12 protein-coding genes are annotated in these 15366 nt (G+C 72.8%); 9 read left to right on the top strand and 3 right to left on the bottom strand.

Annotated elements, in window-relative coordinates; all coding sequences use genetic code 11:
* The first annotated feature begins 181 nt into the window (after positions 1 to 181).
* The 3 genes from gcl to ABT015_RS33580 all read left to right on the top strand — a co-directional run bounded on the left by gcl (position 182) and on the right by ABT015_RS33580 (position 3140).
* Positions 182 to 1963, top strand: a complete 1782-nt coding sequence (gcl, locus tag ABT015_RS33590) for a glyoxylate carboligase (RefSeq protein ID WP_350885981.1) — start codon at positions 182 to 184, stop codon at positions 1961 to 1963.
* A gap of 140 nt (positions 1964 to 2103) precedes the next feature.
* A complete protein-coding gene (locus ABT015_RS33585; RefSeq protein WP_350885979.1) occupies positions 2104 to 2568 on the top strand; it encodes a pyridoxamine 5'-phosphate oxidase family protein in 465 nt (154 codons plus the stop codon).
* A gap of 83 nt (positions 2569 to 2651) precedes the next feature.
* On the top strand, positions 2652 to 3140 hold the full coding sequence (locus tag ABT015_RS33580) for a glutathione peroxidase (protein WP_350885977.1): 489 nt from the start codon (positions 2652 to 2654) through the stop codon (positions 3138 to 3140).
* Positions 3141 to 3182: 42 nt separating this feature from the next.
* Here ABT015_RS33580 and ABT015_RS33575 read toward each other — a convergent pair whose 3' ends face one another.
* A complete protein-coding gene (locus ABT015_RS33575; protein WP_350885975.1) occupies positions 3183 to 4103 on the bottom strand; it encodes a LysR family transcriptional regulator in 921 nt (306 codons plus the stop codon).
* 96 nt (positions 4104 to 4199) lie between these two features.
* Here ABT015_RS33575 and ABT015_RS33570 point away from each other — a divergent pair, with 96 nt between their 5' ends.
* From ABT015_RS33570 to ABT015_RS33555, 4 genes are all read left to right on the top strand, one after another.
* Positions 4200 to 4904: a succinate dehydrogenase cytochrome b subunit gene (locus tag ABT015_RS33570; RefSeq protein ID WP_350885973.1), complete on the top strand. Its 705-nt coding sequence runs from the start codon at positions 4200 to 4202 to the stop codon at positions 4902 to 4904.
* Complete coding sequence (locus ABT015_RS33565) at positions 4901 to 6844, top strand: fumarate reductase/succinate dehydrogenase flavoprotein subunit (protein WP_350885971.1); 1944 nt, start codon at positions 4901 to 4903, stop codon at positions 6842 to 6844. Before ABT015_RS33570 ends, ABT015_RS33565 begins: the two co-directional genes overlap by 4 nt.
* Positions 6841 to 7578, top strand: coding sequence for a succinate dehydrogenase/fumarate reductase iron-sulfur subunit (locus tag ABT015_RS33560; RefSeq protein WP_350885969.1), 738 nt, complete (start codon positions 6841 to 6843; stop codon positions 7576 to 7578). Before ABT015_RS33565 ends, ABT015_RS33560 begins: the two co-directional genes overlap by 4 nt.
* 326 nt (positions 7579 to 7904) lie before the next feature.
* Positions 7905 to 8207, top strand: a complete 303-nt coding sequence (locus ABT015_RS33555; RefSeq protein WP_350885967.1) for a hypothetical protein — start codon at positions 7905 to 7907, stop codon at positions 8205 to 8207.
* A gap of 71 nt (positions 8208 to 8278) precedes the next feature.
* Here ABT015_RS33555 and ABT015_RS33550 read toward each other — a convergent pair whose 3' ends face one another.
* Both ABT015_RS33550 and ABT015_RS33545 read right to left on the bottom strand, forming a co-directional pair.
* The gene (locus ABT015_RS33550; protein WP_350885965.1) at positions 8279 to 10801 is read right to left on the bottom strand and encodes a collagenase; all 2523 of its coding nucleotides are present in this window, start codon (positions 10799 to 10801) and stop codon (positions 8279 to 8281) included.
* A 267-nt stretch (positions 10802 to 11068) separates the two neighbouring features.
* Positions 11069 to 12007, bottom strand: coding sequence for a DUF2797 domain-containing protein (locus tag ABT015_RS33545; RefSeq protein ID WP_350885963.1), 939 nt, complete (start codon positions 12005 to 12007; stop codon positions 11069 to 11071).
* Positions 12008 to 12097: 90 nt separating this feature from the next.
* Between ABT015_RS33545 and ABT015_RS33540 the strand changes: the two genes are divergently transcribed.
* Both ABT015_RS33540 and ABT015_RS33535 read left to right on the top strand, forming a co-directional pair.
* Positions 12098 to 12769 carry a maleylpyruvate isomerase N-terminal domain-containing protein gene (locus ABT015_RS33540; protein ID WP_350885961.1) on the top strand — a complete coding sequence of 224 codons (672 nt, stop codon included), beginning with the start codon at positions 12098 to 12100 and terminating at the stop codon, positions 12767 to 12769.
* A gap of 136 nt (positions 12770 to 12905) precedes the next feature.
* On the top strand, positions 12906 to 15050 hold the full coding sequence (locus ABT015_RS33535; protein ID WP_350885959.1) for a restriction endonuclease: 2145 nt from the start codon (positions 12906 to 12908) through the stop codon (positions 15048 to 15050).
* Positions 15051 to 15366: the final 316 nt, after the last annotated feature.

Raw genomic sequence — 15366 nt, 5'->3', positions numbered from 1 at the left:
ACGCCCGTGACGACCTGCGGTTTCACTCCCGGGGCCGACTTCCACATTCTGTTGAACCTCCCCTTGACGCCCCGCGAGCCCAGTCGTACCGTATTTCCGCATACAGAAACCATTCTTCCGTATGGTGGAATTCTGGAGATGAGCCCTCCGACCCACTGCGGGCCGACGCAGGAGAGACCCGATGCCTCGTATGACAGCCGCCCGCGCGGCCGTGGAGATCCTCAAGCTCGAAGGCGTTGACGTCGCGTTCGGCGTGCCGGGCGCGGCCATCAACCCGTTCTACGCCGCGCTCAAGGCCTCCGGCGGGATCAGGCACACGCTCGCCCGGCACGTCGAGGGCGCCTCCCACATGGCCGAGGGCTACACCCGCGCCAAGGCCGGCAACATCGGCGTCTGCATCGGCACCTCGGGCCCGGCCGGCACCGACATGATCACCGGCCTGTACTCGGCGATCGCCGACTCCGTGCCGATCCTGTGCATCACCGGCCAGGCCCCCGTCGCCCGCCTGCACAAGGAGGACTTCCAGGCCGTCGACATCGCCTCGATCGCCAAGCCCGTCACCAAGGCCGCCACCACCGTGCTGGAGGCCGCGCAGGTCCCCGGCGTGTTCCAGCAGGCCTTCCACCTGATGCGCTCCGGCCGTCCCGGCCCCGTCCTGATCGACCTGCCGATCGACGTCCAGCTGACCGAGATCGACTTCGACCCCGAGGACTACCAGCCGCTCCCCGTCTACAAGCCGGCCGCCAACCGGATCCAGATCGAGAAGGCCCTCGCCCTGCTCCAGGAATCGGAGCGCCCGCTGATCGTCGCCGGCGGCGGCGTCATCAACGCCGACGCCGCCGAACTGCTGCGGGAGTTCGCCGAGCTGACCGGCGTCCCCGTGGTCCCGACCCTGATGGGCTGGGGCATCGTCCCCGACGACCACGAGCTGAACGCCGGCATGGTCGGCCTCCAGACCTCGCACCGCTACGGGAACGAGAACTTCCTCGCCTCCGACTTCGTCCTGGGCATCGGCAACCGCTGGGCCAACCGCCACACCGGCGGCCTGGACGTCTACACCGCGGGCCGCACGTTCGTCCACGTCGACGTCGAGCCCACCCAGATCGGCAGGATCTTCGCCCCCGACCTCGGCATCGCCTCCGACGCCAAGGCCGCGCTGGAGCTCTTCCTCCAGGTCGCCCAGGAGCTCAAGGCCGCCGGGCGGCTCAAGGACCGCAGCGAGTGGGCCGCCACCACCCAGGACCGCAAGGCCCGGCTCCAGCGCCGCACCCACTTCGACGACGTGCCGCTCAAGCCGCAGCGCGTCTACGAGGAGATGAACAGGGCGTTCGGCCCGGACACCCGCTACGTCACCACCATCGGCCTCTCCCAGATCGCCGGCGCGCAGCTGCTGCACGTCTACCGGCCGCGGCACTGGATCAACTGCGGTCAGGCCGGCCCCCTCGGCTGGACCATCCCGGCCGCGCTCGGCGTCGCCACCGCCGACCCCGAGGGCCAGGTCGTCGCGCTCTCCGGCGACTACGACTTCCAGTTCATGGTCGAGGAGCTGGCCGTCGGCGCCCAGCACCGCATCCCGTACGTCCACGTGCTCGTGAACAACGCGTACCTGGGCCTGATCCGCCAGGCGCAGCGCAACTTCGACATCGACTTCCAGGTCAAGCTGGAGTTCGAGAACATCAACGCGCCGGAGCTGGGCGTCTACGGCGTGGACCACGTCCGGGTCGCGGAGGGCCTGGGCTGCAAGGCGATCCGGGTCACCGAGCCCGAGGGCCTGCTGCCGGCCTTCGAGGAGGCCAAGAAGCTCGCCGCCGAGTTCCGCGTCCCGGTCGTCGTCGAGGCGATCCTGGAGCGGGTCACCAACATCTCGATGGCCGCCGCCGACATCGACAAGGTCAACGAGTGGGAGGAGATCGCCACCCTCCCCGAGCACGCGCCGACCGCCGTCAAGCCGCTCGCGCTCTGACCCCGCCGTGGGCCGCTCGGGGCGGACGCAGGACCCCCCGAGTGGCCCGCGAACCCGCCGGGTACCAACCGGGTGACGCCCGCACGCAACCGCCCAGCCGCGACCGCCGCGCGCGGGCCCGGAGCCCCGGGAGAGACACCATGCCCTTCACCATGAGCAAGGCCGAGCGCGAGCGGTTCCTCGCCGCACCGCACGTCGGCGTGCTGGCCGTCGACTCCGGCACCGGACCGGACCGGGGCCCGCTGGCCGTACCGGTCTGGTACTCCTACGTCCCCGGCGGCCTGCTCACCGTCATCACCGGCCGCGACTCCGTCAAGGCCCGACGGATCCGGACCGCCGGGCGGTTCACCCTCTGCGCCCAGCACGAGCAGCACCCGGCCGCGTACGTGAGCGTCGAAGGCCCGGTGGTGGCGGTCGAGGAGCGGCTCGACCCGGACGAGTGGGCCGCCCTCGCGAACCGCTACCTGTCACCCGGGGCCGCGCGCGACTACCTGGCCTCCGCCCGGGAACAGTTGGCCGCCGACATCACGCTCCGGATGCGCCCCGAGCACTGGTCGAGCGCCGACTTCTCCACCTTCGGGGCCGATCTGCCGCAAGACCGGTAGGTCGGGCCCGGTCCAGGTGGTCGCGGCCACTACGGTGGCTCGGCGACACCCTGTTCCGCACACCTGCCGAAAGGACCACCCCCGTGAGCCTGTACGACATCCCGCTGCGCACCCTCACCGGCGAGCCCACCTCGCTGGCCGAGTACAAGGGCAAGGCGCTGCTGATCGTCAACGTCGCCTCCAAGTGCGGCCTGACCCCGCAGTACACCGGCCTGGAGCAGCTCCAGCAGCGGTACGCCGCACGCGGGTTCACCGTGCTGGGCTTCCCCTGCAACCAGTTCGCCGGGCAGGAGCCGGGCAGCGCCGAGGAGATCCAGACCTTCTGCTCCACCACCTACGGCGTCACCTTCCCGCTGTTCGAGAAGATCGACGTCAACGGCGACGACCGGCACCCGCTGTACCGGCAGCTGACCCAGGTCGCCGATGCCGAGGGCGAGACCGGGGACGTCAGCTGGAACTTCGAGAAGTTCCTGGTCTCCCCCGACGGCACCGTGGCCGCCCGCCTGCGGCCGCGGGTCGAGCCGGAGTCGGACGAGCTGACCGCCGCGATCGAGGCCGTCCTGCCGGCCTGATCCGCCCGTCGACGGGGAGGGTCGCATCCGACGCCCTCCCCGTCACAGCAACAGGCGTGTCCCCGGCGGGAGTTCGCCGGACCCGGCGGCCTCGCGCAGATGCGCCAGCAGGGTCGTGCGCAGGGCCTCGGCGGCCCGGGTGAGCGGCACCTCGTGGCCGTGTGCGACGGCGATGGTGCGGCCCAGGCCCGGCCCGGCGAAGGGCGTCACCGCGAGGCCCGAGCGGGCCGCGACCATCCCGGGGACGACCGCGGGCCCGAGCCCGGCCCGGACGAAGCCGAGGACCGCGTCCATCTCGCCGCCCTCCACCGCGAACTCCGGCTCGAAGCCGGCCGCCCGGCAGGCCGCCAACGTCGCCTCCCGGACGTCGTATCCCTCCCGGAACATCACCAGCGGCCGCCCCCGCAGCTCCGCCACCCGCGCCTTGCGCCGGGTCTGCCGCTCGGCGGAGACCAGCACCAGTTCCTCGTGCAGCAGCTCGGTGACGGCCAGCGCCAGCGCGGCCTCCCCGCTCGGCGGGGTGATGATCAGCGCGAGGTCCAGCTCCCCCGCCGCCAGCGAGCGGACCAGGTCGCGCGAGCCGCCCTCGCGGACCGCCAGTGCCACCCCCGGGTGGCGGTCCCGGAACGCCCGCAGCACGTCCGGCACCAGGCTGGTGCACAGGCTCGGCGGCGCACCCAGCCGGACCCGGCCGCGGCGCAGCTGGACCGTCTCCTGGACGGCCAGCCGGGCGCTCTCGGTGTCCGCGAGGATGCGCCGGGCCAGTGGCAGCAGCGCCTCCCCGGCGTCGGTCAGGGCAATGTTTCCCCGGGTGCGGTGGAACAGCTCGGCACCCAACTCCCTCTCCAGCGAACGGATCTGCTGGGAGAGCGAGGGTTGGGCGACGTGCGCCGCCTCGGCGGCCCGGGTGAAGTGGCGGGTATCGGCGACGGCCAGGAAGTAGCGGAGCTGCTGGAACTGCACACGGCCAGGATAGGCCGCATCGATAGTCGGCGCCTATCGTGACGAGCCGCAGCATGTCTTGGACGTACCCTGGTGGCCGTCCCTACCGTTGCAGCCATGACAACCGCGACTCGGACGGCCCGGCATCCGTCCACCCTGGCGACGCTCTGGCGGTCGACCGTCGGCAAGAAGGCGGTCATGGCCGTCACCGGACTGGCCATGCTGCTCTACCTGGTCGCGCACATGCTGGGCAACCTCAAGGTGTTCGCCGGCCCGGACGACATCAACGGCTACGCGGCCTGGCTGCGCACCATCGGCCAGCCGTTCCTGGGACACGAGTGGTTCCTGTGGATCGCCCGCTTCGGCCTGCTGGCCGCCGTCGTGCTGCACGGCGTCTCGGCCTACCAGCTCAGCCGCCGCGACCTCGCCGCCCGGCCGAGCAAGTACGTCCACAAGCGCCGCCGGGCGAGCTACGCGACCCGGACCATGCGCTGGGGCGGGGTGATCCTGGCGCTGTTCATCGTCTGGCACATCCTCGACCTGACCACGCTGACCGTGAACCCCGCCGCCGAACACGGCCGCCCGTACCAGAACATCGTGGCCTCCTTCGGCCAGTGGTACAGCTGCCTGATCTACGTCGTCGCGATGCTCGCCGTCGGCCTGCACATCCGGCACGGCTTCTGGAGCGCCGCGCAGACCCTCGGTGCCAACAACGCCCGCCGGGACCGGATGCTCAAGCTGACCGCCAACGGCCTGGCGCTCGTGCTGACCGCCGGATTCCTGTCCGTCCCCGTGGCCGTGATGTTCGGAGTCGTCAAATGAGCTACCTGGACTACACCGTCGGCGAGCCCGTCGCCGACACCAAGGCCCCCGCCGGGCCGATCGAACAGCGCTGGGACCAGCGGCGGTTCGAGGCCAAGCTGGTCAACCCGGCCAACCGGCGCAAGCACACCGTGATCGTGGTCGGCACCGGCCTGGCCGGCGGCGCGGCCGGCGCCACCCTGGCCGAACAGGGCTACCACGTCGTCCAGTTCTGCTTCCAGGACTCCCCGAGGCGGGCTCACTCGATCGCCGCCCAGGGCGGCATCAACGCGGCCAAGAACTACCGCAACGACGGCGACTCGATCCGCCGGCTGTTCTACGACACCGTGAAGGGCGGCGACTTCCGCGCCCGCGAGTCCAACGTGCACCGGCTCGCCCAGGTGTCGGTCGAGATCATCGACCAGTGCGTCGCGCAGGGCGTCCCGTTCGCCCGCGAGTACGGCGGCCTGCTGGACACCCGTTCCTTCGGCGGCGTGCAGGTCTCCCGCACCTTCTACGCGCGCGGCCAGACCGGCCAGCAGTTGCTGCTCGGCGCGTACCAGGCGCTGTCCCGGCAGATCGCCGCCGGGAACGTGGAGATGCATCCGCGCACCGAGATGCTCGACCTGCTGGTCGTCGACGGCCGGGCGCGCGGCGTCGTCGCCCGCGACCTGGTCACCGGCGCGATCAGCACCCACACCGCCGACGCCGTGGTCCTCGCCAGCGGCGGCTACGGCAACGTCTTCTACCTCTCCACCAACGCCAAGAACTCCAACGCCACCGCGATCTGGCGGGCCCACCGGCGCGGCGCCCACTTCGCCAACCCGTGCTTCACCCAGATCCACCCCACCTGCATCCCGCGCTCCGGCGACCACCAGTCCAAGCTCACCCTGATGAGCGAGTCGCTGCGCAACGACGGCCGGATCTGGGTGCCCAGGGCGAAGGGCGACACCCGGCCGCCGGCCGAGATCCCCGAGGACGAGCGGGACTACTACCTGGAGCGGATCTACCCGGCCTTCGGCAACCTGGTGCCGCGCGACATCGCCTCCCGGGCCGCCAAGAACGTCTGCGACGAGGGCCGCGGCGTCGGCCCCGGCGGGCAGGGCGTCTACCTGGACTTCGCCGACGCCATCCGCCGGCTGGGCCGGGACGCCGTCGCCGCCAAGTACGGCAACCTGTTCGACATGTACGAGCGGATCACCGCCGAGGACCCGTACCGGGTGCCGATGCGGATCTACCCCGCGATCCACTACACGATGGGCGGACTCTGGGTCGACTACGACCTGCAGACCACCGTCCCCGGCCTGTTCGCCGTCGGGGAGGCCAACTTCTCCGACCACGGCGCCAACCGGCTCGGCGCCAGCGCGCTCATGCAGGGCCTCGCCGACGGCTACTTCGTCCTGCCGCCCACGCTGAACGACTACCTGGCCCGCAACCCGCTGCCCGCCGTCCCCGCCGACCACCCGGCGGTCACCGAGGCCGAGGCCGAGGTCGAGGACCGGCTGAACCTCATCCTCGCGGTGGACGGCGACCGCACCCCCGACTCCTTCCACCGCGAACTCGGCGAACTCCTCTGGGACGAGTGCGGGATGGCCCGCGACGAGGCCGGACTGCGCCGGGCCCTGGCGCGGATCCCGCAGCTGCGCGAGGAGTTCTGGCGCCGGATCAAGGTGCCCGGCACCGGGCAGGAGCTCAACCAGTCGCTGGAGAAGGCCAACCGGCTCGTCGACTACTTCGAGCTCGCCGAACTCATGTGCCTGGACGCCCTGCACCGCGCCGAGTCCTGCGGCGGCCACTTCCGCACCGAGAGCCAGACACCCGACGGCGAGGCCGCCCGGCGCGACGAGGAGTACGGCTACGCCGCCGCCTGGGAGTTCACCGGGACCGGCGCCGCCCCCGTCCTCCACCGCGAGGCCCTCGACTTCGCGTACGTCCACCCCACCCAGCGGAGCTACGCATGAACCTCACCCTGCGCATCTGGCGCCAGCCGGGCCCGGACGCCCCCGGGTCGATGACGACCTACCAGGTCGGCGGCATCAGCCCCGAGATGTCCTTCCTGGAGATGCTCGACAGCCTCAACGAGGAGCTGATCACCAGCGGCGACCAGCCCGTCGCCTTCGACCACGACTGCCGCGAGGGCATCTGCGGCGCCTGCGGCATGGTCATCAACGGCCAGGCCCACGGCCCCGAGCGGACCACCACCTGCCAGCTGCACATGCGGCACTTCCGGGACGGCGACACCATCGACGTCGAGCCGTGGCGGGCGGCGGCCTTCCCGGTGGTCAAGGACCTGGTGGTGGACCGCTCCGCCTTCGACCGGATCATCGGCTCCGGCGGCTACATCTCCGCCCCCACCGGCAGCGCCCCCGACGCGCACGCCACGCCCGTCCCCAAGGAGGCCGCCGACACCGCCTTCGAGCACGCCGAGTGCATCGGCTGCGGCGCCTGCGTGGCGGCCTGCCCGAACGGCTCGGCGATGCTGTTCACCTCCGCCAAGGTGGTCCACCTCAACGTGCTCCCCCAGGGCGCGCCGGAGCGCGCCTCCCGGGTGCGGGACATGGTCACGGCCATGGACGCCGAGGGCTTCGGCGGCTGCACCAACACCGGCGAGTGCGCCACCGCCTGCCCCAAGGGCATCCCGCTGCCCAGCATCGCCGCGATGAACCGCGAATTCCTGCGGGCCGCGCGCGGTTGACGGACCGCTCCGAACGGCCCCGTGCCCCCGGGCACGGGGCCGACGGCGTGCAGTACGGCGTGCGGGGCATTCGCACGCTCCCCCGAGGGGTGGTGGATCGTCAGGTCCGGCGCCCGCGCCCGGGAATTCGCGCTACCGTGGTCCTCCGCTACGGAAGGACGGCATATGCCCGAGGTTCAGTCCTGTTCCGGTTGCGGCGGGTCCGGGGGGACCCAGAAGACCGAAGCCACGGTCGAACGGGACGAGGAAGGGAGCATGGTGCCGAGGATCCACACCTTCTGGTCGCCCTGCGGTCGGTGCCACGGATCCGGGACGGTGATCGCCGGATGAGGCTGGTCTTCGAGTGTGTCGAGTGCGGCGCACATTACCTGCCGCCCGAGAGCATGGCATACCCGGACGGGCCCGCCTCCCCGGTCTGGTGCTCGCACTGCCAGGCGGCCAAACGGTCCGCCGGCGTCCAGGAGGACCCGCTGCTCACCCGCGTGGCCCTGGCCGCCGCCCGGGCCGCACTCGCCCGGCGCACCGGCGAGGGCGAGCCCGCCCCGCGCGCCGACGTCCGCCCGTCCCGGCCGCCGCTGTCCCGCCGGGCCCACTCCGGCCCGGGCGGAGTGCGCAGCAAGCTGGCCTGAGGCGGGTCCGACGCTGATGGTCGGACCCGCCCCCGCCGGACACCCGGCACGGGTCGGGTGTGGCGGTCCGGTCAGTACCGCGTCGTGACCGTGACGCCGCTGAACGCGGTGGCGCCGTACAGGCTGATGAAGCGGTAGCCGGCCGTCGTGTTCGTGACGGTCAGGCTCTGGGTGCTGCCGTCGACCGTCGAGGCGGCGGTGTAGGCGGTGTTCGTGGCCCAGGTGGCGGGGTTGTAGTACAGGTACGCGGTGCCGGTGCCGCCGGTGGTGCCGACGGTCAGGGTCGTGGTGCCGGCCGGCAGGTAGACGTAGAGGTAGTCCAGCTGTCCGGCGGGGGCCGACCGGTCGGTGCGGAAGCAGTTCCGGCCCATCTCCTGCCGGCTGCTTCCGGTGCAGGGCGCCGGGACGGGGACGCTGACGGTGACGTACCTCTTCGCGGTGGCGGTCTTTCCGGTGCTGCTGGTGACGGTCAGGCTGACGGTGTAGGTGCCGGCCTTGGCGTAGGTCTTCGACGGGGAGGCGTCCGTGGAGGTGGTGCCGTCGCCGAAGTCCCAGGTGCGGGCGCTGATGCTGCCGCTTCCGGTCTGCGTGGAGCGGTCGGTCAGTTGCGCCGTCAGGCCCGAGGCGGCCGCGTCGAAGGCCGCGGTCGGCGTGCCGTCGGCCTGGCAGTCGCCGGTGGCGCAGCGGTCGAGCCAGCTGTCGAAGCCGTCGTCGTAGAGGGTCCCGATGGAGTTGTAGTAGGCGTAACCGTTGGTGTAGTCACCGGTGCGGAAGTAGGAGAGCACGATCTGGACGGTGGCCGGGTACGTCTCGATCATGTAGCGGGTGGCGAGGTAGCCCCACGGGTAGGTGCGGGTGGTGTCGCTGTTGCTGTAGGTGCTCTGGAACAGGCTGCTGAGCGGGTAGCTGTGCTTGGCCGCCTCGCCGACCGCCTGGGTGTCGGTGACGCCGCGGTAGGTGTAGGAGACGTACTCGGCGAAGCCTTCGATCCACCACAGGTCGGGGACCCTGGTCTGCTGCGAGAACTTGCCCTTCATGTCGTAGCGGGCGTCCAGGACGTGGGCGTACTCGTGGTTGAGGTTCCAGATCCGGGCGGTGAAGCCGTTGTCGTTCGGGAACCGGTACATCAGCGTGACGGGCTGGTTGGCGGGGTCGCCGGGGTCGCCGGTCAGGGTGATGCCGCCGTTGGCGGTGGAGACCTTGTAGATCGGCCCGGCGTAGGTCTGGTAGTCCGCCCGGCTGGCGAAGACCACGATCTGCACGGACGATTCGTACTGGCCGGGTATCGGGCCGTTGTCCTTGACCAGCTTGTGGAAGAACGCGTCCTCGCCCTGGAGGTCGGCGCAGACGGCGGCGAGGTCGGCCTCGGTCAGGTCCTGGGCCAGGATGGTGCGGGTGGCGTCGCAGCTGTGGGTGATCGGGAGCGCGGCCTTGATCAACCGCTGGGGCAGGTCGCAGACGTCGTAGGAGGAGCACTGGGCCTGGTCGTAGGTACTGGCCAGGTTGGCGGCGCCGACCCAGAGCGGGGCGGTCGGGCCGGTGATCGACGAGACGTCGAGGAGGCCCTTGATCAGGGGACGGACCTTGGGCTGGAGCGCCGGGTACTTCACGAAGCGGGACATCTCCAGGCCCGCGTTGGACGCCAGGAAGGAGTTCTTGGTGCCCAGCAGGTCCCGGTGGTTCAGGGCGAAGGCGCTGAGCGTGTCGATGATGCCCGGGTCCGCGGTGACGGCGGTGACGAAGGCCGGGTTCTGATGACCGCGGTACAGCGGGGTGAAGACCGTGTTGACGAGGTCGGTCAGCGGCTGCGAGGCGTCGTACGAGCTGTTGTAGCCCTTCAGCACCTGCTGGTAGGTGGCGAGGTAGCGGGCCTGCAGATCGGCGCTGTCGGTGAGGATGACGACCTCGCCCGCGATCTGGGCGTTCGCGTCGGTGGCGTCCGTGAAGTGCGGGCTCGCGACGAACGCGTCGACTCCGCGGGCGACCGCGTCGGTCAGCGAGGAGGTGTAGCCCCCGACGGTCGCGGAGTTCAGGGACTGCACGTAGTAGCCCGCGCGCAGGAAGATGACGAGCTGCCAGACACCTGCGGAGTTGTCCCCGGGGTACGTGGCGGCGGTGGTCCGGAAGGCGTCGGCCACCGTCGCCATCTGGCTCTGGTTGAACGTCCAGTAGGCGTTCGAACCGGTGACGGCGAAGAGCGTGTTGAGGCAATCCGGCGTGGACGCCCTGACGAAGGCGACCAGGGCCGCACCCGAGCGGCTGCTGAAGTCACCCGGAGTGCACGACGCGGCGGCGGCCTTGGCGAGGCCGCGCGGCGCGGCCGGCGGCGGGGTGTTCTCGGACGGGGCCGGCGGGCTGAGCGGCGGAAGCTGGGCGGCCGTGAGCCGGTGGTCCAGCGGCGCGGCGGGGGTCGTGAGGTCCTGGGTGAGGGCGCCGGTCGGCGGCAGGTGGCCGCCAGGGGCCTGGTTCACGTGCGGAGCGGCCGTCGGGGTGGGGGTGGCCGCCAGGCTCGGCGTGGCGGACACGCCGAGCAGCGCGGTGCCGGCCGCGGCGACGGCGGCCAGCAGTCTGGGCAGGCGAGCAAGCTGACGCAATGTCGTTCCTTGGGTGGGGTGAGGGTGGGGGAAGACAGACGAACGCGCCGCAGGCGGGGGGGTGGAGGCATCCGAAGCGCGAGAGGCACCGTTTCACGCGAATGGCGATCCATCAATAGCGTGTGACATGTCACTGGTGTGGTTCCGGCCACAGCCCCAGGGAGTTGACGGCGGCCGGCGGCGCGCTGGGACGATGAAACGGCGCAGCGGGTGCGCCCGCACCCGCGTGGTGACCGGCGCCGCCGTACAACTCCGAGGAGCACGGCGCTAGAAGAGCGCCTCCTGGGTGTCCGGCTCCGGCGGGCGGACCCGCTCCTCCAGGGCCACCCCTGACGTCGGACGGCCGGAGACGGGCGCGAGCGTCCAGCCGGTGAGCAGCCGGGTGTCCAGCAGCAGCGGCCCCGAGCCGTCGGCCTGGTCCAGGAACAGGTGGCGGCCCACCGGCGGCCGCAGGGTGCCCGCGATCACCGCCCCGTCGGCCAGGCCACCGACCTGCCGGTACACCTCCGGGGCGCCGCCGGACAGCCCGAACCGCGCCACGTGGTCGACCACCGGGCGCTCGGCCAGCAGCTCCAGCGCGTGGCCGGCCAGCAGGCGGTGCGCCTGCGTCCGGGCCTCGGCCAGCACGGCCCGGCGGTACGGCTCGTCGCCGTGCGCCCACCAGTGCTCGGTCTTCAGCCTGGCCTTGAACCGCTCGCGCGCCAACCCGGAGGCGGCGACGGTGAGTTCGGCGCGCCGGATGGCCGGCAGCCCGCCCCGGGCGGTGAACGCGTAGGCCAGTGCGCCCTGTTCGAGCAGTCGGCTGTCGCCGCGCTGTTCGGCGGTCAGGCCGACCTTCAGCAGGCCGTCGCCGAACCAGGCGAGGTAGAGCAGGTACGTCCGGCCGTCGTCGAGGATCTGGTCCCGGGCGAGGGCCAGGCCGCGGTCGACGCTCTGGCAGGCCGGGCACTGCACCGCGGCGCCGTCCGGTGCGATCACCGCGTGGTGCGGGCACGGCGTGCGCTCCGTCGCCCCGGCCAGCCAGGCGCCGGTGCAGCGGCGCGGCCCGCCCAGCAGCCAGCCGACCTCCGTGCCGGGCGTGACGGCCCGCTCGTGCGCCTGGCCGCCGCGCACGGCGCCGAGCAGGGCGCGGCCCTCGTGCCAGCTCAGCCCGGTGGAGACCCAGCCGGCGGGCCGGTCCGGGTGGTGCTGCGGTGCGATCGTCACGGGCATCCCTCCCTCTCGAACCAGTGCAGAGTACCCGCCACCCCTGACAAGTGCGGCCCCTGACAGTGCCCCCTGCTAGCCTCCGCGACCATGACGCCCGAGCCCGCCACCCAGTCCCCCGTCACCGCCGACGACCTCGCGCTCGTCCTCCGGCTCGCCGCCGCCGCCCTGCGCGAGGCGCCCGCGGACGCCGACTGGTCCCGGCCCGCCGGGACGGTCGCCTGGGACTGCTGGACCACCGTCGAGCACCTCGCCGACGACCTGCTCGCCTACGCCGCCCAGCTCGGCCCGGCCGCCCCGCCGCGCGAGCGGTACGTCCCCTTCGCCACCGAGCGCCGTTTCCCCGGCGGGCCGAACAACTTCGTCCGCGCCGACCGCGCGAGCGGGCCCGACGGACTGGTCGAGGTGCTGGAGGCGAGCGGCGGGCTGATGGTCGCGGTCGCCCGCGCCGCCGCGCCCGAGGTCCGCGCCTACCACCCGTGGGGTGTCGCCGACCCGGCCGGGTTCGTCGCGATGAGCCTGGTCGAGATGCTGGTGCACCTGCACGACGTCGCCCAGGGCCTCGGCCTGCTCTGGGATCCCCCGGCCGACCTCTGCCACCGCGTCCTGGCCCGGCTGTTCCCCGACGTCCCCGTCACCCCCGCCGACGCCCCCTGGCCGACCCTCCTGTGGGCCACCGGCCGCACCCCGCTGCCCGGCCGCCCGCTGCGCACCGACTGGCGCTGGCACGCCCGGCCCGAGGACACGCCCCAGGTGCACTGACCGGTGCAGTGCGGCCGTGCTGCTCGCGGGGCTTGGCCCGCTGGGGTGTTCACGTTCTATTGTTGCGGGCGCGGTTGGCGGCGCGGCCGGGAGGCGGGCGGCGCGACCGGTCCGGCGTGCAATGAAGGGGTGGACGGTGGCGGGGCGGCGGAACGACGGAGTGCTGGCGATCTGGGCGGAGGCGCAGCGGCAGCAGCAGCGCCGGGAGGAGGCCCGCTGGCGTGCCGAGGCGGCGCAGCAGCGCCGGCTGGAGCGCGAGCAGCGGGATGAGCAGCGGGCGACGGCCCGCAACGAGCGGGAGGCGCAGCGGGCCTACCAGCAGTCCCGGGAGGCGGAGGCGGCCCGGCTGACGGCCGAACTGGACGCCCGGGTGGAGGAGTTGCGCGGGTTGCTGGCCGCCGGGCTGGCGGCGCCGGCGTTCGGCCCGCAGGCGCTGCTGGCCCCGCGCCCGGTGCCGCCGTTCGACCCGGGCCCGCTGGGCCGGCCGGTGGAGCTGCCCGATCAGGCCGGCCCGAAGTACCACGTGCCGCCGCCGGACCAGGTGCAGGCGCGCAATCCGGGGGTGCGGCGGCAGTACGAGCAGTACCTGGCGCAGGCCCGGGCCCGGTTCGAGCAGGACTGGTACGCCGCCCAGGCGCAGGAGGCCGACCGGCAGCGCCGGCTGGCCGCGTACCACCAGGAGTACCTGGCCTGGGCGGCGCAGTTCCGCCGCCAGGACGAGGACCGCGCCGCCCGTACCGAGGAGTTGCTGCGGCGGCTGCGCGCGGGCGAGCCGGAGGCGGTACAGGAGTACTTCACCGCCGGTCTGTACGCCTCGGCGGCCTGGCCGGAGGGCTTCCCGCACCGGCTGGTGGCGGCCTGGGAGGCGTCGACCCGGCAGCTGGTGGTGAACTGGGAGCTGCCCGGCCCTGACGTGGTGCCGGCCGCCGGCCGGGTGCGGTACGTGAAGACGGACGACCGCGAGGCGGAGGTGGCCCGCCCGGCGACGGAGCGCAAGGCGCTGTACCGGGAGGTGCTGGCGCAGTCGGCGCTGCGGCTGGCGGCGGAGCTGTTCCGGGCGGACCGGGACGGGATGCTGGACTCGGTGGTGCTGAACGGCTTCGTCCTGGGCATCGACCCGGCGACCGGCCGGGAGGCGGAGCGCTTCCTGTCCACCCTGACCGCCTCCCGGGCCGAGTTCGCCGGGCTGGCGCTGGACCGGGTGGCGCCGGTGGACTGCTTCCAGGGCCTGGGCGGCAAGCTGTCGGCGCGCCCGGAGCGGCTGGACGAGGTGCGGCCGGACCGGCTTCCGGAGACGGTCGGCGGGAGCCTGGCCGGGCACGGCGGCGACGGCGACCCGGACCTGTTCGAGATGGACCCGATCGAGTTCGAGGAGCTGATCGCCGAGCTGTTCCGGCTGCGCGGCTTCCGGGTGATGACCACGGCCCGCAGCGGCGACGTCGGGGTGGACGTGGTCGCCGAGGACCTGGACCCGGTCACCGGCGGCAAGATCGTGATCCAGGCCAAGCGCTACCGCAAGACGGTGCCCCCGACGGCCGTGCGCGACCTGGAGTCGACCGTCCGGCACCACGGGGCGAACAAGGGCATCCTGGTGACCACCGCCGGCTTCGGCCGCGGCTCGTACAGCTACATCGAGGGGAAGCCGCTGACGCTGGTCAGCGGGCCGGAGCTGGTGGAGCTGCTGGCCGAGCAGGGGCTGCGGGGGCGGCTCGGCGGCGGCTCCGCGGAGCAGGAGAAGCCCGCGCCGGAGGCCGCGCCGACGGACCGTCACAGCAGCCTGACGGTCAGCTGGCAGAGCCGGACGGCCGGCGGCGACGCGGTGGAGCTGGACGTCACCGCGTTCCTGTGCGCCGCCGGGCGGGTGCTGAGCGACGAGCACTTCGTGTTCTTCAACAACCCGCAGGACCCGGACGGCGCCGTGCGGCTGCACCCCACCCACTCGGTGCCGGGCGAGCCGGCCCGGGCGGTCCGGCTGACCCTGGACCTGGAGCGGCTGGCGGCCACGGTGGACGAGGTGGTGGTCGCCGTCTCCACCGAGGAGGAGGAGCCGCGGGCCCTGCCGCTCGGTTACGTGCACGGTGTCGCCCTGGCGGCGACGTACGGTCCGGGCGCGGCCGGTCCGGTGGAGTGGGCGGCCGGCACCGGCGGCGTGCCGGACAGCGCGATGCTCGTGGGTTCGTTCCAGCGCGCGGGCGGCGGCTGGCAGTTCAGCCCGTCGGGCCGCGCGGTGACGAACGGTCTGCTCGGGCTGGCGGGCGCGTTCGGCGTCGCGGTGGAGTAGCGCGGGACCATCGTCCGCAGCCCAGGGACCATGGTCCTCAGGGATCGGTGTCATACCTGAGGAGGAGAAGACCCCCGCCGAGCCGCCGAGACGGCGGGGGTCGCCCCTCCTCGGGACATACGCATCGCGCTCGAACGGATTGGGAGGATGGAACGGAACCCCGAATGTCCGTTCCCGCCCTCAGGAGCACTCCCGTGACGACCCCCGCAACCGCCGTCCGTACCGGCCTGGCGGCCGCCCGCGCCACCGGCCTCAACAAGGTCTACGGGGACGGGGAGACCCGCGTCGTGGCCCTCGACAACGTCAGCGTCGACTT

The sequence above is a fragment of the Kitasatospora sp. NPDC094016 genome (assembly GCF_040304045.1).
Classification (GTDB): Bacteria; Actinomycetota; Actinomycetes; order Streptomycetales; family Streptomycetaceae; genus Kitasatospora.
The sequence above is the reverse complement of the archived record's forward strand: the minus strand, read 5'-3'. Positions and strand labels throughout refer to the sequence as shown.